Annotated in this window: 23 protein-coding genes and 1 pseudogene; 16 read left to right on the plus strand and 8 right to left on the minus strand. The window is 34.6% G+C overall.

Annotated elements, in window-relative coordinates; all coding sequences use genetic code 11:
• The first annotated feature begins 106 nt into the window (after positions 1-106).
• From CRO00_RS17450 to CRO00_RS17475, 6 genes are all read left to right on the plus strand, one after another.
• Complete coding sequence (locus CRO00_RS17450; RefSeq protein ID WP_097074959.1) at positions 107-964, plus strand: transporter substrate-binding domain-containing protein; 858 nt, start codon at positions 107-109, stop codon at positions 962-964.
• Between the two features lie 61 nt (positions 965-1,025).
• The gene (locus tag CRO00_RS17455) at positions 1,026-1,757 is read left to right on the plus strand and encodes an amino acid ABC transporter permease (RefSeq protein WP_097074960.1); all 732 of its coding nucleotides are present in this window, start codon (positions 1,026-1,028) and stop codon (positions 1,755-1,757) included.
• Positions 1,758-1,777: 20 nt separating this feature from the next.
• Positions 1,778-2,512 (plus strand): amino acid ABC transporter ATP-binding protein, encoded by a 735-nt coding sequence (locus tag CRO00_RS17460; RefSeq protein WP_097074961.1) that lies wholly within the window; start codon positions 1,778-1,780, stop codon positions 2,510-2,512.
• A 103-nt stretch (positions 2,513-2,615) separates the two neighbouring features.
• Positions 2,616-3,110 carry an RNA polymerase sigma factor gene (locus CRO00_RS17465; RefSeq protein ID WP_097074962.1) on the plus strand — a complete coding sequence of 165 codons (495 nt, stop codon included), beginning with the start codon at positions 2,616-2,618 and terminating at the stop codon, positions 3,108-3,110.
• Positions 3,100-4,020: a hypothetical protein gene (locus CRO00_RS17470; RefSeq protein ID WP_097074963.1), complete on the plus strand. Its 921-nt coding sequence runs from the start codon at positions 3,100-3,102 to the stop codon at positions 4,018-4,020. Before CRO00_RS17465 ends, CRO00_RS17470 begins: the two co-directional genes overlap by 11 nt.
• 240 nt (positions 4,021-4,260) lie before the next feature.
• On the plus strand, positions 4,261-4,458 hold the full coding sequence (locus tag CRO00_RS17475) for a DUF6501 family protein (RefSeq protein ID WP_097074964.1): 198 nt from the start codon (positions 4,261-4,263) through the stop codon (positions 4,456-4,458).
• Between the two features lie 41 nt (positions 4,459-4,499).
• Here CRO00_RS17475 and CRO00_RS17480 read toward each other — a convergent pair whose 3' ends face one another.
• From CRO00_RS17480 to CRO00_RS17495, 4 genes are all read right to left on the minus strand, one after another.
• Positions 4,500-5,591, minus strand: a complete 1,092-nt coding sequence (locus tag CRO00_RS17480) for a toxic anion resistance protein (RefSeq protein ID WP_097074965.1) — start codon at positions 5,589-5,591, stop codon at positions 4,500-4,502.
• Positions 5,588-6,244 (minus strand): 5-bromo-4-chloroindolyl phosphate hydrolysis family protein, encoded by a 657-nt coding sequence (locus CRO00_RS17485; protein ID WP_097074966.1) that lies wholly within the window; start codon positions 6,242-6,244, stop codon positions 5,588-5,590. The genes CRO00_RS17480 and CRO00_RS17485 overlap by 4 nt, the downstream gene beginning before the upstream one ends.
• Before the next feature lie 136 nt (positions 6,245-6,380).
• Positions 6,381-6,662: an acylphosphatase gene (locus tag CRO00_RS17490; RefSeq protein WP_097074967.1), complete on the minus strand. Its 282-nt coding sequence runs from the start codon at positions 6,660-6,662 to the stop codon at positions 6,381-6,383.
• 17 nt (positions 6,663-6,679) lie between these two features.
• Positions 6,680-8,386 (minus strand): globin-coupled sensor protein, encoded by a 1,707-nt coding sequence (locus CRO00_RS17495; RefSeq protein ID WP_097074968.1) that lies wholly within the window; start codon positions 8,384-8,386, stop codon positions 6,680-6,682.
• 127 nt (positions 8,387-8,513) lie between these two features.
• Here CRO00_RS17495 and CRO00_RS17500 point away from each other — a divergent pair, with 127 nt between their 5' ends.
• Positions 8,514-8,786 (plus strand): DUF1033 family protein, encoded by a 273-nt coding sequence (locus CRO00_RS17500; protein ID WP_097074969.1) that lies wholly within the window; start codon positions 8,514-8,516, stop codon positions 8,784-8,786.
• A 251-nt stretch (positions 8,787-9,037) separates the two neighbouring features.
• Complete coding sequence (locus tag CRO00_RS17505; protein ID WP_036179813.1) at positions 9,038-9,238, plus strand: cold-shock protein; 201 nt, start codon at positions 9,038-9,040, stop codon at positions 9,236-9,238.
• Positions 9,239-9,313: 75 nt separating this feature from the next.
• On the opposite strand, the gene CRO00_RS17510 is transcribed toward CRO00_RS17505, so the two are convergent.
• On the minus strand, positions 9,314-9,937 hold the full coding sequence (locus CRO00_RS17510) for a hypothetical protein (RefSeq protein WP_097074970.1): 624 nt from the start codon (positions 9,935-9,937) through the stop codon (positions 9,314-9,316).
• A gap of 422 nt (positions 9,938-10,359) precedes the next feature.
• Complete coding sequence (locus tag CRO00_RS17515; protein ID WP_097074971.1) at positions 10,360-11,964, minus strand: ABC-F family ATP-binding cassette domain-containing protein; 1,605 nt, start codon at positions 11,962-11,964, stop codon at positions 10,360-10,362.
• A gap of 277 nt (positions 11,965-12,241) precedes the next feature.
• On the opposite strand from CRO00_RS17515, the gene CRO00_RS17520 reads away from it, so the two are divergent.
• The 4 genes and pseudogenes from CRO00_RS17520 to CRO00_RS17540 all read left to right on the plus strand — a co-directional run bounded on the left by CRO00_RS17520 (position 12,242) and on the right by CRO00_RS17540 (position 19,052).
• Positions 12,242-15,049: a dynamin family protein gene (locus CRO00_RS17520; protein WP_161946726.1), complete on the plus strand. Its 2,808-nt coding sequence runs from the start codon at positions 12,242-12,244 to the stop codon at positions 15,047-15,049.
• Positions 15,049-16,998, plus strand: a complete 1,950-nt coding sequence (locus CRO00_RS17525) for a dynamin family protein (RefSeq protein ID WP_097074973.1) — start codon at positions 15,049-15,051, stop codon at positions 16,996-16,998. The genes CRO00_RS17520 and CRO00_RS17525 overlap by 1 nt, the downstream gene beginning before the upstream one ends.
• Positions 16,973-18,757, plus strand: a pseudogene (locus CRO00_RS17535) (dynamin family protein). Before CRO00_RS17525 ends, CRO00_RS17535 begins: the two are co-directional and overlap by 26 nt.
• Positions 18,750-19,052, plus strand: a complete 303-nt coding sequence (locus tag CRO00_RS17540) for a hypothetical protein (RefSeq protein WP_097074976.1) — start codon at positions 18,750-18,752, stop codon at positions 19,050-19,052. Before CRO00_RS17535 ends, CRO00_RS17540 begins: the two are co-directional and overlap by 8 nt.
• A gap of 73 nt (positions 19,053-19,125) precedes the next feature.
• Here the strand turns inward: CRO00_RS17540 and CRO00_RS17545 are convergent, their stop codons facing one another.
• Positions 19,126-19,995 carry a LysR family transcriptional regulator gene (locus CRO00_RS17545; protein WP_097074977.1) on the minus strand — a complete coding sequence of 290 codons (870 nt, stop codon included), beginning with the start codon at positions 19,993-19,995 and terminating at the stop codon, positions 19,126-19,128.
• Between the two features lie 82 nt (positions 19,996-20,077).
• Between CRO00_RS17545 and CRO00_RS17550 the strand changes: the two genes are divergently transcribed.
• The 4 genes from CRO00_RS17550 (at position 20,078) to recQ (ending at position 24,738) form a co-directional block, all read left to right on the plus strand.
• A complete protein-coding gene (locus CRO00_RS17550) occupies positions 20,078-21,022 on the plus strand; it encodes a DMT family transporter (RefSeq protein WP_237658470.1) in 945 nt (314 codons plus the stop codon).
• Between the two features lie 3 nt (positions 21,023-21,025).
• Entirely contained in the window at positions 21,026-21,952 is a 927-nt protein-coding gene (locus CRO00_RS17555) for a hypothetical protein (RefSeq protein WP_097074978.1), read from the plus strand.
• A 71-nt stretch (positions 21,953-22,023) separates the two neighbouring features.
• Positions 22,024-22,878, plus strand: coding sequence for a hydroxymethylglutaryl-CoA lyase (locus CRO00_RS17560; RefSeq protein ID WP_097074979.1), 855 nt, complete (start codon positions 22,024-22,026; stop codon positions 22,876-22,878).
• Between the two features lie 72 nt (positions 22,879-22,950).
• Positions 22,951-24,738 (plus strand): DNA helicase RecQ, encoded by a 1,788-nt coding sequence (recQ, locus tag CRO00_RS17565; protein WP_237658471.1) that lies wholly within the window; start codon positions 22,951-22,953, stop codon positions 24,736-24,738.
• Positions 24,739-24,772: 34 nt separating this feature from the next.
• On the opposite strand, the gene msrA is transcribed toward recQ, so the two are convergent.
• The gene (gene msrA, locus CRO00_RS17570; protein WP_097074981.1) at positions 24,773-25,288 is read right to left on the minus strand and encodes a peptide-methionine (S)-S-oxide reductase MsrA; all 516 of its coding nucleotides are present in this window, start codon (positions 25,286-25,288) and stop codon (positions 24,773-24,775) included.
• Positions 25,289-25,444 lie beyond the last annotated feature (156 nt).

Here is a 25,444-nt window from a genome sequence, read left to right on the forward strand (position 1 = left end):
GGACGTTTAGAGGATTTAGGCTATTACAGAATAGACGACCTGAGTTCATCTTAGGTCGTTTTTTATTCTTTAAGATGCCAAAAAAAGTATGTAAGGAGAGAAAACTATGTCAAGAAAATTCAAACTATTGTTCATTTCATTGTTTGCAATTATGGTACTAGCTGCTTGTGGTTCTTCAGAAAAAGAAGAGAATACATCATCTTCAACTGATTCTGGCAAAACAGAAGAAAAAGAAGTATTTAAAGTAGGTCTAGAAGCTGGTTACCCACCATTTAACTGGACACAACAAGATGATTCAAACGGTGCAGTAAAAATTGATGGTTCCGAAGAGTACGCAGGTGGATACGATGTTGAAATCGCGAAACGTGTAGCAGAAGCTCTAGGAAAAGAATTAGTAATCGTAAAAACTGAATGGGACGGTTTATTACCAGCCCTACAATCAAACGTTATCGATGCAATCATTGCAGGTATGAGTCCAACTGAAGAACGTAAAGCTGCAATCGATTTCACAGAAAACTACTATACTAGTGATTTTGTTATCGTAGTAAAAGCAGATGGAAAATATACGAATGCAAAAACTTTAGCTGATTTTGCTGGAGCTAAAATTACATCACAATTAAACACAACAAACTATGCTGTTATTGATCAAATTCCAGATGTGAAAAAAGAAACTGCAATGGAAAGCTTTGCACATATGCGTGTAGCATTAGAATCAGGTGTTATTGATGGATATGTGGCAGAACGTCCTGAAGCGATTTCTTCAACAAGTGCTAACTCAAACTTTGCTTTTGTAGAATTAGAAGAAGGGTTTGAAACAAAACCAGAAGATGTTTCGGTTGCGATTGGTCTTCGTAAAGGTGACGAAAGCCTAGCGAAAATTAACGAAGCATTATCAGCAATTTCAGAAGAAGAACGTCAAGAAATTATGGATCAAGCAATTGCAAATCAACCAGCTGCAAAGTAATGCAGTTTGGTCTATCACTGGTCTTTAATAGGCCAGTGATAACTTTTTAAGGAGGATATTTATGAGTTTTGAAATAATACTCTCAATACTACAAGAGAATTGGCCAAGCTATTTACGCGGCGCATATATGACGCTACTAATTGCAATTATTAGTACAATTATTGGTGCATTAATCGGATTATTTATCGGCGTAATGCATACGATTCCTCTTCGTAAGAAATCTGTTAAGTCAATCATCTTAAAAATTATCAACTTCATACTAACAGTTTACGTAGAAATCTTCCGTGGTACACCAATGATTGTACAGGCAATGGTTGTATTCTATGGGATTGCTGCTTATGGATATGAAATGGATCGCTTTATTGCAGCGATAGTTGTTGTAGGCTTAAATACAGGTGCTTATATGGCGGAATATGTTCGTGGTGGAATTGTATCCATTGATAAAGGACAGTACGAAGCAGCGGAAGCAATCGGGATGGGTCACTTCCAAACAATGATTCATGTCATTTTACCTCAAGTGTTCCGAAATATTTTACCTGCAACAGGTAACCAATTAATTATGAACATTAAAGATTCTGCCGTATTAAGTGTAATTAGTGTTACGGAATTATTCTTTACGACAAAATCAATCGCAGGCGCGAACTTCCGATTTGCAGAATCTTATCTAATTACATGTATTATGTACTTAGTCATGACATTTGTAGCTTCACGTATTTTACGCTATGTTGAAAAGAGAATGGACGGCCAAAATGCTTATCAAGTAGAACAACGTCGAGAAGAGCAAATGTACTAATCGCGTAAGGAGATCAAAAGATGGAAAAAGTTATTGAAATCAAACATCTGAATAAATCATTTGGCAACCATGAAGTGCTGCGCGATGTAAATTTCACAGTAAATAAAGGTGAAGTAGTTTGCTTAATCGGTTCTTCAGGATCGGGGAAATCAACGCTATTACGTTGTATCAACCTGTTAGAAACGCCAAGTGGTGGAGAAATTATTTATAATGGTGAAAATATATTAGACGATAAACATGATGTTAGAAAATACCGAACTCACTTAGGAATGGTATTTCAACAGTTTAATCTGTTTAACAACCACAATGTTTTAAAAAACTGTATGGTTGGCCAATTAAAAGTTTTAAAACGCTCAAAAGAAGCAGCGAAACAAAATGCGTTAAAATATTTAAAAACAGTAGGCATGGACCTATACGTCAATGCTAAGCCGAAACAACTATCAGGCGGTCAAAAGCAGCGTGTGGCCATTGCCCGTGCCCTTGCAATGGATCCAGAAGTAATGCTTTTTGACGAGCCAACTTCAGCGTTAGACCCAGAAATGGTAGGAGAAGTATTAAAAGTCATGCGCCAATTAGCAGATGAAGGAAACACAATGCTAATTGTTACCCACGAAATGGAATTTGCCCGTGAAGTATCAGATCGAATCGTGTTCATGGACAAAGGGGTTATTGTTGAAGAAGGTCCACCTGAACAAGTACTTGTAAATCCAAAACATGAACGTACAAAAGAATTCTTAAAACGTACATTAAAATAATATTTTAGACAAATCTCTTGCAAGGGGATTTGTCTTTTTTTATTTCTTTATTACACTTTTATAAGATTCGTTCGTCTATAGTAGTAGGGAAGGGGGTAGCGTATTGGATCAACTATACCGTGAACATAACCGAACGATATTTAAATACATATTTTACTTAGTACAAAATGAATCAATAGCAGAGGACTTATTGCAGGATACTTTTTTAAAAGCCTATAAAAACTATAATCATTTCAGAAATGAGGCAAGCGAACTAACATGGCTTCGAAAAATTGCTAGAAATGTAGTTTATGATTACTTAAGAAGGAAGAAAATAATACAATTTATCCCTTTTCTAAATAAGCATGAACAAACCGTACAAGACGATGCAATGCAATATATTCTTGAAAATGAAGCGAGGAAAGCGCTGTTTGACGCTTTATCGAAATTAAAGGTCCATCACCGAGAAGTTCTCATTTTACGTAAAATTGAACAGCTTTCCATAGAAGAGACAGCGCAAATTTTAGGCTGGAATACGGATAAAGTGAAAAATACACAAAGGCAAGCAATCAATACATTAAGGAAGATTTGGGAAGGGGTTGAGAACGTTGAATACTAAAAAAACAATATGGGATGACTTAAAGGACCTTCCACGGAACGAAAAAATTGAAAAGGAAACGTGGCAGAAGATTGAAACGAAATTATCAAAACCTAAATACTTCATTAATGTACTTACAGGGTTCGTCACCATCGCCCTTGTTTTTCTTATTTTTGCCCTTTTAACGTCTACAAGTAAAGAGGAAATGGCAATTCAACAAGCTTCTGAACATGTATTAGAAAGTGTATATTTTCTCCATGATTCAGAGTTTGATCAATTCGATGTTCAACCATCTTCCTGGTATACTTTTATAAGGATAAACGACGATGAACAAATATTAAAAGAGTTCCAAAACCAATTAACAGCAAATAAAAAAGTAGTAGCTCCTCAACCAAGTACCATTTATTTGCACGGTGATTATGTAGACTTAATATTAAAATATCCAAATGATTCATTAAAAAAATACAAAGTGCTATTATCTGAACCAGGATATATCTATGATGTTGATACGAAAGAATGGTATTTTAATGATCATCCTAATTTTGAAAACACAGTGTATAAATTAACAAGGGAGCAATTTACAAGTTGGTTACCTATGTTTGTACTCTTCAATGCGATTTTTACTACATTAGCCGAGAAATTTTTAAAAAGAAAATATAAGGTGAAAAAAATAACATATGGTGGGGAAAATACAGTAGCGAAATATACGATTTACGGAAGCACAATTTTATTAGGTTTCATCCTGTTCTTATTCATCTTTAAACAGTTTGTAGTTCATATTTTCTGGATTTTGATAATATTTGCCATTCTTTTAACAATCAATATAATGATTGAATCCAAATACGGACAAAATAAAGCGGCGATTTACATGTTAATAAGTTCTAGTATTGGCTTACTACTTTTTGTATTATTTTTTACTTTGAATTTGTAAATTAACTTCGAGAATTCCATTCAGATACAATGATGAATACGATGACAAAAACAATCGCGATTACAAAGAACCATACAGGAACTCCACCGTATGAAATCGTTAAAGACATTTGATTCACTCCTTTAGTTTATAGTACCAAATTTTAATATATTGATGTTTAAATGTGATTTAATTTCCACAAAAGGCACGAAATCGGTTATAATTATAGGATGGAACAAAGATAAAGTGAGGTAAATTTCGATGTTAAATTTAAAATGGAAAGATGCGCCAACAATTAAAAAAGTAAAATGTATTAATACGAATGCAGAAAAATATTTAGTGTCCAATGTATTAACAGTTGGCAAAGAATATGAAGTGAAAAACGAAACAGAAGAATTCATTTTCATCATTGATAACACTGGAAACGTAGGCGGCTACTACAAAAGCTACTTTGAATAATCTAAAAGCAGACTCTACTGAAAAACGGAGTCTGCTTTTTATTATAGTTTGTCGATATTTACTTCAATCGTAGCATGCTGTTTGTTACTTTCTGCTTGAACCCGTAACGTTTCTTCAATCGATTCGATTAATTGCAATTGCGTTGCTTTAAATTTGTCAATGTCCTCATGGCTAATCGCTCTGTGGCGTCTAGAATCTTTTGAAGTCTCTTCAATCATACGTGCATTTTTTTGTATCATTTTATCCGATGTCTCCATTAAACGCTGAGATGCAATATTGGCTCTTCTTTGATTATTCATATTAACCAAAATTGAAATTTGAGATTGCCACAACGGAATCGTGGACATCACAGAAGCTTGGATTTTTTCAATTAACATTTGGTTTGTTTGTTGGATCATTCGTATTTGTGGAGCCGTTTGAATGGCCACTTCACGTGAAATTTGCAAATCATATAGCCGTTTATCTAACCATTCAATGGAACTTTGTAAGTCCACAACTCGCTGCTTGTCCATAGGGTTTGTTGATGCAGCTAAAGATTGTTCTAATGCTGGCAATGAATTTTTAATCAGGTCTTGCTTTTTCAATTCACCAGCAGCAATGTAAATATTTAAGTTTTGAAAATAATCTTCATTTAGACGATACAATTCATTTAACATATTCATATCAGCTAAAAGGCCTTTTTGAGCATGTTGTAATTGAATACTTAAACGATCAATTTGTTTACTCAGCCGATTATATTGAGACACGACTTCTTGAATGGATGATTTGGAACGTTTGAAAAGCTTACTAAAAAATCCTTTTTCGCTTTCAATTAAATCATCAGGATTAATTTTTTCAAGATGCTCCATCAATTTATGCAATACTTCTCGGATGGGTGATGTATCATTTCGTTGCACACGTAATAACATGTTATGAGTGAAATTTTTTAATGATTGTTGAACATCGGCACCAAATTGAAGTACGTTTTCGTAAACAGTAGCATCAAATTTGCTAGCTAGAAAAAGGGCACGGGATTGTTCTTCTTGACTTAATGTTTGGAAAGTAGCAATAGACGATTCCTTCACATCAAAAAAAGAGCTCCCATTAGTTGATAGCGCTTCAAATGGATGATGTGAGCTCTTATTTTCTGTCATCGATTGTCACCTCGAAATTCGATTTGTTGACGTTTTTTCTCGTTTTCTAGTTTTACAAAGTCAATTTCCATTCGTAAACTTTCTAAGTCGGATTCAAGAGCGGATTTTAAATCTTGCTCCATTGTACCGTGAAGATCTTGTAAAGTTTTACGAGTATCCTCTAAAGCAAGGTGGATTTCAGCATCTTTTACTTGTTGCTGCGTTAACATTGTATACGTTTGTGTTAACTGTACAGCAGAAGGTAAATGAGAATAGAAGAAATCTTCTACTGAGTAAAACTTTTGTGGATTGGTTTGCACAATATTAATGATCCGTTTAGAAAGCTTTGTCATTTCGTTCAATAATTTGAATGATCGAATGGAACGAACGCGAATATACTGTTGTGTTAAAGAATTTAAATGGCCTTTAGCTGTTTTTAACTGTGCTTCAATATGCTTATACTCAGAATTGGATATGCCAATTGCTTTACTTCTTTTTGATTTTTGAATAGCCTTAACACCTTTATTACTTAAAAAGTAGGATGCAATGGTGGATACCGGCACGACAAAAATAGCTAAGTCAACAGGAAGATTTACAATAGTAACGATAAATACTGTGAAACTTATAATAAAATTTATTGCATGGCGACTTATAAAATTCATGGCTCCAAGCATGTTCGTACCTCCTCTAGTTCTATAATTGTATTACGAATGAAGCGTTCAAAAAGTTTCACAAGTTTTGTTTTTTATAAGTATAATCCTACAATATATTACGGGGTTTTTAAATACAAAACAAAAAATTTAGAGTCGGTTATACTATATCCGACTCCATTGTAACGTATCCTTTAAGTTCGTCATAAATTTCAATTTCAAAGGCATTTGAATTGGCTTGGAGACTAACCCCTTTTTCAATAAATTTTAGAAATTCGTCAACTGAATTCGTTTTCCCCTCGACCTCTACTTCGATTTGTTTCTGTTCATTTAACTTACAAAAACCTTTTAACCCTAAATTAATGGCTTTCTGTTTAATGAAAAAACGATACCCAGTTCCGTCGACATCACCAAAAAAGATAATATGTGCCCGTTTTGCCATATTGGTATCTCCCTTCATTATTGAATCTGTTCAATTAAGTCATTTAAATAAAATAAAACTTTTTCTGATGCAGCTTCAATTTCTTTCAAATAGTGTTCAGCCTTATCAACGTTCCCATTTGTATATTCAAGTACAGCTTCTTTTGCATATAGATGTACTTTTTCATGATAATAATCAAGCTGCTCATAAGATGGTAGGTGTCCAAATCGTTCTTTTGCCTTATCAGAAAAATACCATTTTCCTAGACGACATTCTTTATGTGAGGAAACATCAGAAGGTTGAAGTTTTTCTAACCCTAAAAACATATTATAAACCTTCCATTTCCATAAAATATGGTCCGCCTTTGACAAATGCAGAAGCGTATTGCTCGATAAATATGTGTGATTATTTGTGATCACATCATTACGGAAACGATTGATCTCTTTTCCAAGCAGGTGAATATCATGAGAAGTATTTGAACTATAAACTCGAATATCATCTTGTAAGTGTAATATTTTGTTCATTTTATCTGAAACTTCATCAATGGCAGCAGATTGTTGTTCTGTAATGGCTGCTGTATTTGCAACATCTTGATTGATTTGTTGAATCGTATCAACAATATTTGTAAGAAGTGGCAATGTATCTCGCGCTTCAGAAGAGGCTGCATTAATAATTTGAGACGTATCTGAAATGGATTGTGCAACATTTGTTGAATAAGATATTAATGAATCGACATTATTAGATACCGTACTTAAAGCAGCTACCGTGTTTTCTGCTAGTTTTCTTACTTCCTGTGCAACAATTGAAAAGCCCTTACCATGTTCGCCAGCACGAGCTGCTTCAATGGAGGCATTGAGAGCAAGTAAATTGGTCTGATCCGCAATTTCATTTATAATAGTGACTACATTTTCAATATCTTTCACATGCTTTTGTAACTGGTCGAAAGAATGAACGATTGATGTGAAAGTATCACCAGTTTTGAAAATATCATTTAAAGCTTGTTCAATAGCATTTTTACTGTTTGTTGCATATTGTACAGATTGAGTCGTCTTTTCGGAAATGTTACTAGAAGTACGTGCAATATCAGCTATAGATGCAGCAAGTTCTTCAGTTGCAGATGTGGATGTTTGGATTTCAATTGCTTGCTGATCTAAACTAAATACTAAATCTTTCATGTACATGATTTTTGCATTCACATCCATTAAAGAAGAAATTTCACTTACTACATTTTCGATGACTTTTTCTGTTAACGTTTCAATTAATAATTGTTGATCAATATTAAAGGCTGAAGATAAAGTTTTCATATAAGAAAATGCCTTATTCGGTTTTAGTCCAAAATTATGTAAGATGTGGGTAGTAATAAAAAATGATAGTTGATTAAAGACAACGATTAATTTGCCCGCTTCATAATGATGTTTTCGAAATAAATTGAAAAAATTAACGGTATGATCCACATACTCATCATTGCGGTCGGCTAAGAAAAACTGTTTCAAATATTGATCAATCTCTTCAACAGAGATATGATTTTGCCCATCTGGTGATATTTCTTCTAAATAGTTGCTAAAAATTTCATTCATCTTTGTTGTCATTCGTTGGAGTTCTTTATAAATTTCTCTTAAATTTTCTTGATCTTGACTTGTAAAATGATTAAATTGAAGTGTTTGTAAAAATCGACCACTAGCGTTTAAATTAGTGCCCCGAGTAAATAAAAGATTCACATCCGCTTTTGGTTTTAATGAGAACATATAGTGTTGTCACTCCTCCAAATCTTTTAAAGATAGAATAATTTTACCATATTGCAGATTTCAAAAATAGACATATTACTATTAGTTAACTAAAATACAATAGTAGAAGGCGAGGGTATATGACTTAATGTATAAGATTATCTATATGAAGGCAGATTATGAACCTTGGTGGAAGTTTGAAGGATGGGAATCTACTATTGTGACTGAAAATGAATATGAAACAAAAGAAGAAATGGACCATGCTTTAAATAACTTATTAAAGGAATTTCGTACCCGATACGACAAAGAAGAGAGTAGGGAAGGGAAATATTACGCATTCTGGACAATGGACGAAAGAATGTATTGTGAGGCTTGTGAAGATGATATTCAAATTTATCATGGTATAATTGTCGAAAGGTAGTTCATAATAAGAGTAAGCCGATCAATTTACAGAAATAAAAGAATATTATAAAAAAGGTTCAGAAAGTGTTTGACAAATTGTAATATGATGGTATACTTAAGGTAACAATAAAATTGCTTGACCGGGTACAAATGATTCACATATTACAAAGAGTGATCGGTGTAATGTCGGTACTCTTCGTAATATGTGAATTTTTATTTCGGTAATCAATCACATATTGTTAACATTTATTTTTTTGGAGGTTTTCTTAAATGAAACAAGGTACAGTAAAATGGTTTAACTCAGAAAAAGGTTTTGGATTCATCGAAGTTGAAGGTGAAAACGACGTATTCGTACACTTCTCAGCTATCCAAGGTGAAGGTTTCAAAACTCTTGACGAAGGTCAAAAAGTGGAATTCGAAGTTGTAGATGGCAACCGCGGACCACAAGCTGCTAACGTTGTTAAACTTTAATTTTTAAAAATTAAATTACATTCGTTAATCCGAGACATTCCTAGAGGGGAATGTCTCTTTTCACGTTTGCATAGTTTACTCTATTCTCTCTAATGTAGAAGTGACAATATATTCCTCATTTGTATCTGTCACCATAACAGATTCAGATTTAACAACGCCAAACCCTTCTACGACATATTTTCGATTTGTAAAATCTTCACCCTGTTCCTCAATAACAATTGCATTCTCAAACGTTTCGAAATGAGTGTCAATGGATGCTCCTGTTTCTACAATCTTCCAATTTCCGAAAGTAGTTCCGACTTCGATTGGACTTGCTAAATATGGTTCAACCGCTTCTAGTTTATCCAAACTTTGTACTTCTGGATAAACAACATCATTCGGCATTTCCTCAACAAGCTCATCGTAAACTAAGTCAATGCGATCCTCTAATACACGATAAACTTTCATTGTCGTCGCTCCACCATTATCAATGACCGTTGCAACATAATTGTCCGAAAGCCATTTCGTTTTTTCTGTATAGGACGCATACTCATTTCCTTCTCCTAAAAATGTGGAGGTAGTGCCATCAGGTTTAAAAAAATGTTTAAAATCAGTTTTCGCTTCTTCTTTATTTACAGGATCTGTTGGTGGGGAGTCAACTATTTCTTGGGTACAACCAATTAATAAAATTAAGGAAAAAATCGTGAGTAAATACTTCAAATCAAATTCCTCCTTGTAAAGATACTATAACGTAATATAATTCGAATTGCACTTATTTTCAGTAAACTTGTGAAAAGTGAATGAAGTGTCCTTCATAGCAGCGATGAAAGACAAAACAGCGAGTGAAAGTGAATGTAATGTCCTTCAAACTAGTGATGAAAGACAAAGCAATCAAGAAAAAGTGATCGTATATTCCTTCATACTCCTATTGAAGCGCCAAAATTGATGGAAATTACTATATCCCGTGAATTAGCAAAAGGCATGAAGAAGCTTCACTCCAATTTATAGTAGTTTGGAAGTCTTTATCCCTCAAATCAAAAGCAAATTTTATTAATAAAGATTCGAACTAATAATATTATTATGTAAACTAAAATACAACCAATAAAAAAGGTGCCACAAATTGTGACACCTAATCTAAATTATTATTTAATCCCTTGAGCATCTTTCCACTCTAAGAATTCATCATAAGTTAATTGTTTATCTAAGATCGTACCGTCATCTTGAATTTCAATGATGCGGTTCGCGATTGTTTGAATAAACTGATGGTCATGAGAAGTGAACAGCATTGCGCCTTTAAAACGAATTAATCCTTCGTTCAGTGCTTGAATTGATTCTAAGTCAAGGTGGTTCGTTGGTTCGTCTAGTAGTAATACGTTCGCACTAGATAACATCATTTTTGATAACATACAACGAACTTTTTCTCCTCCTGATAAGACAGAAGGGGACTTTTTCACTTCTTCACCAGAGAAAAGCATACGGCCTAAAAATCCTCGTAAGAATGACTCTGTTTCGTCTTCTGGTGAATATTGGCGCAACCATTCAACTAATGATTTTTCACTACCAGTAAAGTATTTGTCATGGTCATTTTCGAAATAGCTTTGAGATGTTGTCACACCCCATTTGAATGTGCCACTATCTGCTTCACGGCGCTCCATTAAAATGTCCATTAAAGCCGTTTTAGCATGTGGGTTTCCAAGTAACGCAATTTTATCATCTTTATTCATCATAAAGCGGATATCTTTAAATAATACTTCGCCTTCTTGACTAGCTGATAAACCATCAACTGTTAATACGTCGTTCCCGATTTCACGGCCGATTTGGAAGTTAATAAATGGATATTTACGACTTGACGGACGAATATCATCAAGCTCGATTTTATCCAACATTTTTTTACGGCTAGTTGCTTGTTTAGATTTAGATGCATTCGCAGAGAAACGTGCAATGAACGCTTGTAATTCTTTAATTTTTTCTTCTTTTTTCGCATTTTGGTCTTGCGCCATTTTTAACGCTAATTGAGATGACTCATACCAGAAATCATAGTTCCCCACGTAAAGTTGGATTTTCCCGAAGTCTAAGTCTGCAATGTGTGTACAAACTTTATTTAAGAAGTGACGGTCATGGGATACAACGATTACCGTGTTTTCAAAGTTAATTAAGAACTCTTCTAACCATTGGATTGCTTTTAAATCTAAGTGGTTGGTAGGCTCATCTAGTAATAGTACATCTGGTTTACCAAATAACGCTTGAGCAAGTAATACTTTTACTTTCTCAGAACCTTCTAAGTCTTTCATTAACATGTAGTGGAACTCATCACCAATACCTAAACCGTTTAAAAGTGTGGCAGCCTCTGATTCTGCTTCCCACCCGTTTAGTTCAGCAAATTCGCCTTCAAGTTCAGCAGCACGCATACCGTCTTCATCAGAAAAATTTTCTTTCATGTAGATTGCATCTTTTTCTTGCTTCACCTCATAAAGGCGCTTATTCCCCATAATAACTGTATCAAGTACATTGAATTCATCGTACTCAAAGTGATTTTGTTTTAGGACAGATAAACGTTCATCTTTCCCCATTGATACGTGGCCTTCTTGTGGTTCGATGTCTCCAGCAAGAATTTTAATGAAAGTTGATTTCCCAGCTCCATTTGCACCGATAAGTCCGTAACAGTTACCCGGTGTGAATTTAATATTTACGTCTTCAAATAGTTTACGATCGCCATAACGAAGACCTACATTACTAACTTGAATCATGTAAGTTCCTCCTTTGATTCATTTTCATGTTTAATCAGAAATGTTTATTAATTCCCTTTTGTACACAATGTTTCTATTATACCATGTCGTGAAAATATTTTAAACAATCATTACTTTTCACCATCACTAAAATCTATGCAATTTGCCATTATTTAAACGAACTAGTAATAATTAAATTCCTCTAAAGTTGAAAAATAAATTATTATATATGATGGAATTATAATATTTACATATGGGATGATAGTTCTTTTAGACTATGATTGAGAGGCTAGTAAAATTGAGTTTTGTTAAAGTAATGAAATCAATGTTGGATTCAATGAAAATAGATGATGATTTACAAATATTAGTGGCACCTTTAGAACGATTAATTGTGCATTGGACTGATCCAGTTCGGTTAATAGTTATGGGGGAGTTCAATGCGGGCAAGTCTACATTAATAAATACTTTATTAGGTGAAGAGGTCATTGCAACTGGGATAGTTCCGACGACAGCTGTTGCAACGTATTTGCGTTATTCAAAAGAAAAATATATTGAAATTGTATATGAAAATGGAAATGTTGAACGGAAATCCATTAAGGAAATGGAAAAACTAACATCAGAAAGAAACAAAGAAGGAAAAAAGCAGCGAGAGAATATTCAATTAATTAATCTTTACTTACCAAATCCTTTCCTCTTAAACCTTGTACTAATTGATACACCCGGACTTGGTGCTCACCATTCGCAGCATGAAATCCAAGCTTCGGATGCATACAAAGAAGCCGATGACAGCATGTGGATTTTTAGGTACGGATCAGTTGGAAGACTTAGTGAAGTTAACGTATTGAAAAAACTAAAAGATAACGGTTTGGATCCAATTGGTGTCGTCAATATGATAGATCAATCGGATGAAGATGACATAACTCCTTATCTTCAATACGAGTTTGACAAGTTAGGAGGACGAATTCGTAGTTTAATCGGCGTTTCCTCCATCGAAGCAAAGGAAGCTCAAGAAACAATAGATCAGGAATTACTTGAAATTAGTGGTTTTCCAAAGTTGTTAAGCCTAATTGATGAAATAAAAAAAGATAAAGAATCTCGAAAATATAAACGATTTGAAACTAAATTTTTATCCTTTTGGCTGGAATTTACTGATGCCTTTACTAACGTTATTAACTCAAAACGATATGTAAAAAGTTTAATGCAAATTCGAAATGATACAGTAGATGTAGAACATGAGAATCATATTGTCCAAACACGTATTGCTAAAGAAATCGCTCAAACTGCTAAAAACAATAAACAACTTGTAGAAAGTATCGCTAAAACAAAAACTTTACATGATTGGGTTAAAAGGAAGGATTTTAAATATTTAATTGAAGACATACCTCAACTAAAAGATTGGAAGGAATTTGAAAAGCTATACTTCGATACTAAAAAGGTAATTCAAAATTTAATAAATGAAGTAAACACATATGAACAAAGCATTCAAAAAGAAATAGGAAAAGAAATTAATTATATTAAGTTAATCCAAACACCTAAGAAAGTATTGAAAAAATATCAATCTCAACGTAAGCAACTGATAGAAAAAGAGAAAGCACTAAATATTAAAATAAAGGAATTAAACGCAACCTTATTCCGTTTACAAACCGAGAAAAATACTATACGACAACAAATTAAAGACCATTATCAATCTTGGATTACTAAACGAGAAATGAACACCATTAACAAAGTAAGAGAACAAAGAGAACAACAGATCGAAGCAAATTTAAAGTCTCAAATATTACTACATAATCAAATTCAACAATTGGACTATTTAGTAAAATTGCAACAAAAAATGAAGCAAGTTAGGCGATATGTGCGAGCTGCCACATTAACAAAAGAGTTTCAACAAGAATTACCCCACTTAAAAGAACAACGGATAGTGGATGAAACAATTCAATCTTTAAATGCGCAACTAAAAAACGAAAAAGACAAACTACAACAAACAACGATCAAACTCGATATCCAACTTCCAAAACCACTTGAACAATTAAATGTAGTTCCTAAAAAATCGTTACGTAATATTCGACCGCTTTTCATTGCATCAGTTATTCCATTAGTTGTTGCAACATCTATCATGTTCAAAGACTCATTTGCGCTTGGTGATATAAGGGATAGTTTTGCACCGGATGAAGAGATTATTTCTAATAATGAACCGACAGATCAAAACGAATACGCTCAAACTGAAATAATCGGATTAGCTACAGTTTCCAAAACAAGTGGGGAACAAGTAATAGTTTACGAAAATGCAAATGATAATTCCGCGGAAATTGGCAATCTGGGCGATCAGGATTATGAAATCATGGCCTTTACCGAAAATGGCTGGATGCAAATTGGTGAAGATGCATGGGTATTTTATGACGACGAAAAGATGACATTGTATCAGCAACAATTAAAGCAAAGATTAAATATGGACTATGAACTTATTTTGAGAACCGAAGAAACAACTGTTCCGTTTATCCCTGTGTTTTCTGAAAATAGTAGGGACAGTGCAGTGGTCGGCTATCTTGAAAATAGCTCATATGTAGATATTTATGAACTTTCTAATAGCAATTGGGCGAAAATCGGCCAAAGCGCTTGGATTGAATCGGATAAATACTTAACGATTGATTGGAATTTTGATCCAGTAGCTGATGGTAAACCAATTGGCACATTAACAGTGAATACACCTAAATTAAACGTGCGAGAAGAGGACTTTCAACAATCAAACTTATTGGGCACTTTACCAAACGGGACAAAAGTGGATGTCTATGAAATTTCTGATTCAACAGGTTGGTACCGAATTGGCGAGGATGGTTGGGTAACAAGTGACCCCCAATATAGTTCCTTTTATCAATTTTACGATTACATTTCAACGTATGAAACAGCCATAGGAACAGCAAGAATTTTAATCGATCTTCATGTTCGTGTAAATGAAAATAGCGCTTCGGAAAGTCAAGGGATATTAAGACAAGGTCAAGTTGTGAACGTTTATGAAATATCGGCGGACTCAGGTTGGTATCGTATAGGAACAGATGCATGGATTAGTAATGACGGGCAATTAGTCGCTTATGAAGAGGAGGGGTATTAATGAGCCATTTACAAAAATTTGAAGAAACAAAAACGAAAACGTACCAATCCCTCCAACAGGCCGAAAAGTTTGTGAAGGAATTAGGGATCGAACAAATTGCACAAGACCTCCATTTAACGCGAATGACATTGAAACGAGAACAATTTGAAATCATTGTTGTTGGAGAATTTTCAAATGGAAAATCTACATTTTTAAATGCTTTATTGCAAGAGGAACTTCTTCCTTCATCCAATGTACCAACAACGGCATTGATAAACAAAATTTATTATCGTACGCAGCCAACCTTTGAAGTCCATTATGACAATAAAAAAAGTGAAAGACTATCCAAGAGTGAGTTTCTAAACTATGTTGCAGACGATAAACATAAAGCAGAAGGCAAAAATCTTCAACTTCTCCAAAAGGTTCGCAATCAATTTGGCAAAGCAACACATTTAGAAATCGGGTACCCAACTCCTATTTGTGAAAACAATATCGTATTGATTGATAGTCCAGGAACGAATGATATGGATGAAAAACGTGTTCAAATTACAAATGAATATATTCCGAAAAGTGATGCAGCGATTTTCCTTTTAAACGCAAGCCAGGTTTTCACAGCAAGAGAAAAGTCATTTTTGCTTCGTATTTTAGATGCAGATATTAAAAAAATCTTCTTTGTCATTAATTTTAAAGATCGCATTCGTACAAAAGAAGAATTTGAAGAAATACAACAGGTCGTATTAGATAATTTACCTATAACAGTGGAAAGGCCAAAAATTCATTTTGTTTCATCCCTTCATGCGTTAAACCACTATAAACGACTAAAGGGCATTGAAGAGGTGAAATCTGGTCGACGTGCATTAAGAAAACAACAACAACTAACGATTGAAGAGTCTGGAATGTTGGAATTTGAGCAACATTTAATGAATTTTTTATTAACGGAAAGTGGAACCGAAAAATTACGGAAACCAGTTGAACGTGCGATTCGATTACTGGAAATCGTGATTCAAGAACACCTAGTATTTGAACGCAATTCACTAAATCATAACATCGAAAATATTGAACTACGTGTTGCTGACATAGAGATGCAACTGAAAAAAGTAGAGAATGAACTAAATCAAAAGACGAAAAAGATGACGCAAAAGATGTCCCTCCAATCAGAATCCATTTCAAGATGGTATGCGGATCAATTAAGTCACATTGCTAAAGTAGCTGAGGCGACAATGAATCAAGGAATCTTGCGCCAAGAAGATCCCGAAGTAATTAAAACAAATATTGACCTTGAGACGGGTAAATTAGAAAAACAACTAACAGAACAACTATCAATAAAAGTACAAAATGCCATTCATTCGATTATTAGTGATGAAGAACGCAAATTGAATCATCAATTAGGAAATTTAACGCAAAACATGATGAGTCTATCGAGCAATAAGGAACAATGGGAAGAACGTATTGTCCGCAAAGAAATCCAAGTGAAAAAAACAGTAGAAAATGCAAGTGCAGGGGCTGTCGTTTTAGGCGGATTATCTCTCTTCTTTACAGGTGGAGTTGCGGGTTGGGGTCTTGTTAGTGCGGGACTTGCAGGTGCAGCTTATACATATGTGACACAAAAGGAAGATAATCAATCAATGTACGGCCGCTTAAAAACACAAGTGAAAAATCGCTACAATAGCAACGTGTCTAAACAAACGAAGGAACTAGAAAAATCCTTAAAAGAACTAAACAACCATTTAAAAGAAGAATATCAAAAACTTGTCCAAGGTAAAATTGCACAAGAACGAAATCGCTCCCAAATGCTCATTAATAACCAAAATTTAGCGGCTGACGAAGTACAACAAAAATTAGCGTCATTAGATCATAAACGAAACAGTTGTGAAATGTTAATCAATAAACTAGAACATGACTTTAATCAATATTGTCACTATGTTAAAACTGAGGAGAAATTATATGAACGACTCTCAATTCCGCAATAATTTATTAACTGAAATTCATCGTTACAAACAATTTGCGGAGTATTATAACATAACATCTATAGTAGAAAAATTATTACTACTAGAAACTGATATTGAAGAAGACCACTTTTCATTCGTTGTCGTAGGTGAATTTAGTACAGGGAAGTCCTCATTTTTAAATGCATTAATTGAACAAGACATTTTACCGACTGGCATTACACCAACCACTTCAACGATCAATTTAATAACATAAGGACAACAACCAAAAGTTATCGTGGAATATTTTGATGGCACATCTTTTATTGATGACAATCCAAATGTTTTAGGGCAATTTATAGCAAAAGAACATTACAATGTAGACGAAATTAAACAGATAAGAGTGGAACAACCAATTTCATTTTTAAAAGATCGTATCGTTCTAGTGGATACACCTGGACTAAATGATGTAAACGAGCTTCGTAGTGATATTACTTATCAGTACATACCACGAGCTGACGTTGTATTTTTTTTGTTAGATTGCCGTACCCCTCTTCGAAAAACGGAATATGACTTTATTTCACATACTTTATTAGCAAATGGATTAGATCGAATTATTTTCATTGCAAATTTTGCTGATGAAGTGAACGAAGAAGAGATTGATGCCATTGTCGATAAGATGCAGCGTCAACTAAAACAGGGGACAAATCTCAATACTGTTGAGGTGATTCCATTTTCTTCACTAGAAGCCATTGATGCGATTGTTGAAGATGATGCAGAATTATATGAAATTTCAGGGATGCCTCTTGTGAAAGAAAGAATGATTGGGTTATGTCAATCGGGTACGCGAATTACAGAAAAAAATAAACGTTATGAGCAGCGGTTCGCATACATTTGTGAAGAATTTACTTCACTTTTAGAACAACGAAAATTCATGATAGAACAATCATCAGAACAGCTAGAACAATATCAGCAACAACTACGGGATTGGCGAGAAGAGCAAGTAGCATTTTTGGAACAATTAAAGGCTTATAAAGATGAACGTGTCTTGGAATTCAACCAAATGGCAAGACAATCGATAAAAACGTTTTTTAATGAATTAGAAGAAGAACTTCATGATCGAATCGATGTTTATAGTGGAAGCCAAGTGCAACTATTTTTCGAAAAGGAAATTCCTAACTTAATGAAACGCAAAATGAAAATGTGGATTGAACGATATACGCCTCATATTCATGAACTTATCAGCAAGTTAGAAGTGGCATTAGCTGACATCTTGGCGCAATTATTTAAAGAAAAAGTCTCTATCCAAACAATGAGAAGTCATGATCAAGTGGCAACAGCGAAAGAAGTTCAACTGCAAACCGAAAAACATTCAGATCCCCTTCTCACATCTGGCCTTTTAGTAGGGGGAGCAAGTACATTATTGCTAGCCCTTGGAGGTCCCATTTTCTTACCGATTTTAGGGATGGTTGGACTTCCATATTTACAAAGAAAGATGCAAAAATCACAGCTTGATTATTTAATACCACAAATGAAATCTGATATTAGTGAAAAACTCATCCAAGTTCAATTTCAATTTATGGATGAAGTTTGCGGATACATCGAAAAAAGTGCAAATCAAGTGTTTGAGCAATCGTTACAGTATTTCAATGATCGACTTTCAGAACAAGAAAAAGCCGTTAGAGAACAACTAGAAAAAAATAAACATCAAACAACAGAAAACGAACAAGAAATTTATCAAATCAATCAACTATTAAACGAACAAAAACGCTTAACATACTCAGGAGGAAATGAAGATGTTTGATTTATGGAATGGACTTGTAGGTGGGGAACATCAAACAGACCATCACGATGATCTCGTCACAGAAGTTTTTGAAGAAATTGCAGGGGATTATTCAACCATTAATCATGGTACAGGATATGTGGATGGTTGTTTTGGAAATGACCCATTAAGTCAGTCGAGTAAATATCAATGTCCAGACTTTCCAGGAGTGACACAAGTGGAATCATATGTACGGGCAGATGGAACAGTGGTTAAAGCTCATTTGCGTACCAACCCAGATGGCATCACTTCGAATAATTTTAGTTCAGCAAAATAAAAATTTCGTATCCCGTACTCATGAAAAAGTGCGGGATACATTTGTATTTTTTATCCCTCTATAAATTGGCTAGTTACCCCCGCTTTCTAAATGATAAATACTCTAAAAATCTCTTAGCGGCTAGTGAAAGGGATTGTTGTTCTCTCATTGCTATCCCAATATTGCGAAAAGCCGGAACTTCAAGCTCTTTCGTTATGATTTGGTAGGGGATACGCTGTAATATCAATTCTGGCAATATACTAATGCCAAGGCCGTTTTCCACCATCGACATAACTGCGTAGTCATCCCAAGTTGTAAAATGAATTTGTGGTGATACTTGGTGCAACTCGAAAATTTCAGAGATTTCAGCTTTTGCTCCTTTTTCTAATAACATAAATGGACTATTTACTAATTCGCTAATGGGAAACTTGTCCTCATTAGCAAGCGGATGATCCATTGGAAGCACTACTAGTAAGCGGTCTTGTTCCACAAAAATGGTTTCCAATGCTGATTTTGTTGGTAGTCGTAAAAAACCAAAATCGACACGCCCCTCCAATATCCAGCTTTCAATCTCGGTATAATCTCCTAAAAGTAGTTCGAAGTCTATATTTGGAAAGTCCTTCTTAAAAATCTTAATCATAAAAGGAAGCCAATGAGTGGCCACGCTTGAGAATGTGCCAATTCGAATCATGCCAGATTGTAAATCGAGTAAATTTTCTACATGCCTCATCAAAGTTTCATGCTCATTACAAACGCGTTGTAATTGGGGTAATAACTTTAAACCATCAGAAGTTAACGAAATACCAGCACGCCCCCGTTCAAAGAGTTGAACTCCCCATTCTGATTCTAAATCATTTATCATACGGCTAATGCCAGATTGTGTATAGTTTAAATGTTCAGCTGCTTTTGTAAAACTTCCATACTCTACAGCTTTTACAAAGGCCATATATTTTTGGATATTCATTACACACACTCTTTCTATGAGGTTTTATCATAATAAACATGAGAAACATTCAAATTTGTAATATATAAGTGTATGCTATCCTATGAATATTGATAAATCAACATTGAGAGGAACAGGAAAAATGGAAAAGGCATACCTCAAATATATAGCAGCCTTACTGTTATTTGGTTCAAATGGAATTGTAGCAAGTTATGTATTATTAAATAGCTATGAAATTGTTTTTTTCAGAACATTAATTGGTAGCATTTTCTTAATCGTCGTTTTTTACTTTTCGAAACAAACTGTATCTTTTTGGAAGAATAAAACTCACTTTCTGTACCTAGTAATTTCCGGTATGGCAATGGGGGCAAGTTGGATCTTTTTATTTGAAGCATACTCACAAATTGGTGTCAGTATATCAACACTTGCCTATTATTGTGGTCCCGTTATTGTGATGATTCTCTCACCGGTGATATTTAAGGAAAAGATGACAATGGCAAAACTACTCGGATTTATTGCAGTTTTACTTGGAATGTTTTGTGTAAATGGACAAGCTTTTTTACAAGGAAAAATTTCGTCAGGATTGATTTTCGGGATATGTGCAGCTCTCATGTATGCTGTTATGGTGATTTCCAATAAAAAGGCAAAAAGTATTACAGGGCTAGAAAATGCAACTTGTCAATTAGTCATTAGCTTTTTAACGGTTGCGATTTTTATTAGTTTCAAACAAGGATTTTCGGTTAATTTAGAGGAGGGAAGCTTAATCCCCATTCTGATTTTAGGCGTTATCAACACCGGGATTGGATGCTATTTTTACTTTTCTTCCATTGGTAACCTGCCCGTTCAATCGGTATCTATTCTGGGATATTTAGAACCTCTCTCTGCATTAATTTTTTCTTGCTTACTTTTAGGTGAACAATTAAGTCCGGTACAAATTGCCGGGGCTGTGTTAATCCTAGGAGGAGCAGCATTTGGAGAATTGTTTCGTACAAGGAAGAAAATGAATGTTATGCATGAAACGCATATTACTTCACAAGATTCGAGGTGACACATGAAGAAAAAGTTTTTATTTTTATTATTCATTACGATTTTAGTTGGGTGTCAAGATCAATCTGTATACCAATCTTACAATCATGAAGAAAAAGACGTAGAACAACAAGAGGATACGGTTTCCCCAAATGTAACAGTTCATGGGTACAGTGGGATAGGGGAGGGGTATGTGATTAAGAAGGATGGGCGGAATAAATGGTTATTGAGCTTGGCAAACATTGTTTCGGGTCATCCCTATGCAATGATTCAAACCTCTGAAAATAAAGAGATACAAGCAGAAGTTGTTGCCATAAATAAGGAAAGCAATATTGCCATATTAAAAATAAACAATTCTGCTAATATAACTCCCTATACAATTTCAGATAGCCTTACAATTGAGGAAACTCCAAAAGTAGGGGAGATCATTGTTGACGAGAAACAAAACATTCAAGGAATTGTATCGTTCATTCATCAAAATGACCGTTTCGTTGAAAAAATTATACCAAGTACCGAAATTGAAGAGTTGCTATTAACTGCTGAAGAGGATCCGTTAACCTATAAAGAACGACTTGCACTTATTCCTTATTTTGAAAAATTCCCTAGTGAAAAAATTGATAACTCAGTATTCGATGTTAACTCTGATCAATTATTAAGTTTTATTGACGAGTTTCATGCTGCTTTAAATTCATATATTAACGATGGAAAGGAGGAATACAGAGCATTCATTGGTAATGATGAACTACTTCAGCATTTTGAAGAGACAAAAAGCACAAAAATTCAATTTTCAAAAAGTACATTTAAATCGATAAACTACTACGATTATCAATATATTGTTGAATTAGAAACAACGATCAAAGAGGGCCAAGAAGAAACAAAAGTCACAGAAATTATTCGATGCATTTTAGTCGATCAACAATGGAAAATCATCTCTTTTCAATTTCAACAGTAAAGTTCAGTCATAACCCACATTAGTAAACATACAAATAGTTGATGGCATTACTAACGTGAGGGGGTATTGTTATGTTTTTCCCAAAAGAAGTGGAGATCATTGAAGTAGGTCCTCGAGATGGGTTACAAAATGAATCGATGTTTGTAGCTACCGAAAAGAAAAAGGAATTGGTTAAATTTCTTTCAAAAACAGGGGTACGTCGCATTGAAACAGCATCTTTTGTACATCCGAAAGCCGTACCGCAAATGGCCGATGCAGTGGAAATGGCAGCATTTAGTAATGAGTTAGGTATCGAATATATTGCATTAACACCTAATATGAAAGCTTTAGGTCGTGCAATCGAATGTAAAGTGCCTCAAATTGCTGTTTTTGTAGGCGCAACGGAAACCTTTAATCAAAAAAATATAAGAGCTTCCATCGAAGAATCGTTAGCTGAGTGCAATCTTGTTTTCAAAAAAGCAAAGGCTTGCAATCTGAAAATCCGTGCGTATGTGTCAATGGGCTTTAGCTGTCCGTATGAAGGCAATGTGTCGTATGAACAAGTAAAACGTGTGGTGGAGCATTTTGAAAAAAATGGAGCAGACGAAATATCAGTGGGCGATACGAATGGTCAGGCAAATCCACGTATTGTCTATGAACGCTTTTCACGGCTAAAAGATGATTTCCCAAATATTGAATTTGTCGCGCATTTTCATGATACGAATCATTTTGCCTATGCGAATGTCGTAGCGGCTTTGCAAGCAGGTATTTCAAAATTTGATAGTTCCATTGCAGGTCTTGGTGGTTGTCCGTTTTCACCCGGCGCTACTGGAAACGTATCAACGGAAGGGCTTGTAAAGTTGTTTGATGATATGAAAATTGAAACAGGTATTCATCAAGATGCTTTACACGAAGCGAGCCAATTTGCTAAAAGTTTATTCATGTAACCTACTATATTTAATAGTAGGTTTTTATAATTATATTATGTAAACTTTAAAACTGTTCTTCAATAATCTATAATGAATAGAACTAATCATTGTGAGGTAATGTCATTGCAACAAGCTGAACAAATTTTACATCAATATTTCGGTTATCAAACATTTCGACATGTTCAAAAACAAGTGATCGAAAATGTTCTACATAAAAAAGATACACTATGCGTTATGCCAACAGGTGGTGGGAAGTCGCTTTGTTATCAAATTCCGGCGCTTGTTCGAGATGGTTTAACGATTGTCATTTCCCCTCTAATTTCGTTAATGAAAGATCAAGTGGATATGTTACGGGCTAATGGAATTCACAGTGCCTTTATTAACAGCACATTAACGTTTAGTGAAGTGGATGCAATTATGGAACAAGTTCGTATGAATGCAATCAAATTATTATACATAGCACCAGAAAGATTAGAAAATCAATCTTTTTGTACTGAACTTGCGCAATTAAATGTGTCGCTCATTGCAATCGATGAAGCGCATTGTATTTCGCAATGGGGGCATGATTTCCGTCCAAGTTATAGATCGATTCAAAAAATATTTACATTATGGCCCAAGAAACCAACTGTCATCGCATTAACAGCTACGGCGACACCAAATGTCAGGGAAGATATATGCAATCTATTACAAATCGATTCAGATAGTGTATTTGTTTCAGGCTTTAATCGTGATAATCTATCATTTAAAGTGCTAGTTGGGGAGAATAAGGATCAATATATCAAGCAGTATATAAAAAATAATCCTCAAGAAGCCGGCATTATTTATGCAGCCACAAGAAAATCTGTTGAAGCGCTACACGCGATGCTTCTTCAAAAGGGAGTTGCCGTAGCAAAATATCATGGTGGGATGTATGAGGAAGATCGAAATTATGAACAAAATCGATTTTTAAATGACGAAGCACAAGTGATGGTGGCGACAAATGCATTTGGCATGGGTATTAATAAAACAAACGTGCGATTTGTCATTCATTATCAAATGCCTCGTAATATTGAAAGTTATTATCAGGAGGCAGGTAGAGCAGGTCGTGACGGTGTCGAAAGTGAATGTATCCTACTATATAGTTCTTCTGACGAGCAAACCCATCGATTTTTAATTGACCAATCTCAAGACCCAACAAGAATTCCCATCGAACTTCAAAAATTGCAGCAAATGATTGACTATTGCCACACGGAGAAATGCCTACAAAGCTATATGGTCAACTATTTTGGTGAACAAGAAATTCAGGATTGTGGAAAATGTGGGAATTGCGCGGATGAACGACCGAAACAGGATGTTACAGAAGATGCGCAAAAAGTGTTGTCCTGTGTAATCCGAATGGGGCAAACTTATGGCAAAACGTTAACTTCTCAAGTATTAGCAGGAGCACGTAATAAAAAGGTGGAGGCATTCCAACATTTATCGACTTACGGAATATTAAAACCTTTATCAGCGAAAGCCGTGGCTAATTTTATTGATTTTCTAATTTCCGAACGTTTGCTTTTAGTCAAAGCGGGCCAATACCCAACGATTTTTGTTTCACAAGAAGGAAAAGAAGTTTTGTTAGGGAAAAAGTCTGTGTTCCGACGCACAATTGTAGAAAAAACGGTTGAAAAAATTCAAAACGACCCATTATTTGAACAGCTTCGAATAAAACGAAAACAAATTTCGGAACTTGAAGGAGTTCCACCATTTGTTGTATTTTCCGATAAAACATTACGTGACATGTGCGAAAAAATGCCGATGAATGAAGAGGAATTTTTAGCAGTAAGTGGTGTCGGGCAAAATAAATTAGAAAAGTATGGCGAACATTTTATTGCTATCATCAAAGCATTCGTCTAAATAAAAAGCCGGCATGTACTGTCGGCTTTTATTACTACTTCCAATGACTATTAATAAATTCATCGCGACCGGATTTTTCACGGTCTTCTTTATAATGGTCTGGCTCTTTTTTGTAATAATCTTGATGATAATCTTCTGCTATATAAAATATGCTAGCTGGCAAAATCTCTGTTACTATTGTTTTTTTAAAACGTCCACTTTCTGCAAGCATCTGTTTTGATTTTTCCGCCAAAATCCGTTGTTCTTCAGAATGATAAAAAATGGCGGTTTTATAAGACTCACCACGATCATGGAATTGTCCACCATCATCCGTTGGGTCAATTTGCATCCAATAAATTTCTAATAGTTTCTTATAAGAAAACACACTAGAGTCGAATTCAATCTGGACCACTTCTAAATGACCAGTATCACCTTTTTTCACTCGTTCATAGGTTGGAAAATCAACATGTCCACCCATATATCCTGATGTGACTTTATGTATACCATCCCATTCGACAAACGGTTTTACCATACACCAGAAACACCCGCCGGCAAAGGTTGCTTTTTCCATTTTCTGCGCCTCCAATGTTTAAAATAAATAGTATTGTAGCATAATAGTCTACAATCAACAATTAATACGCAATACATAATAGTTCCTTCAAGCAATATATCCTCCATTAGTAGTATAATAATGGTAAAATGAAACTTTCTTAAATTTCAAACGTCT

The organism is Ureibacillus xyleni (assembly GCF_900217795.1).
GTDB classification, from domain to species: domain Bacteria; phylum Bacillota; class Bacilli; order Bacillales_A; family Planococcaceae; genus Ureibacillus; species Ureibacillus xyleni.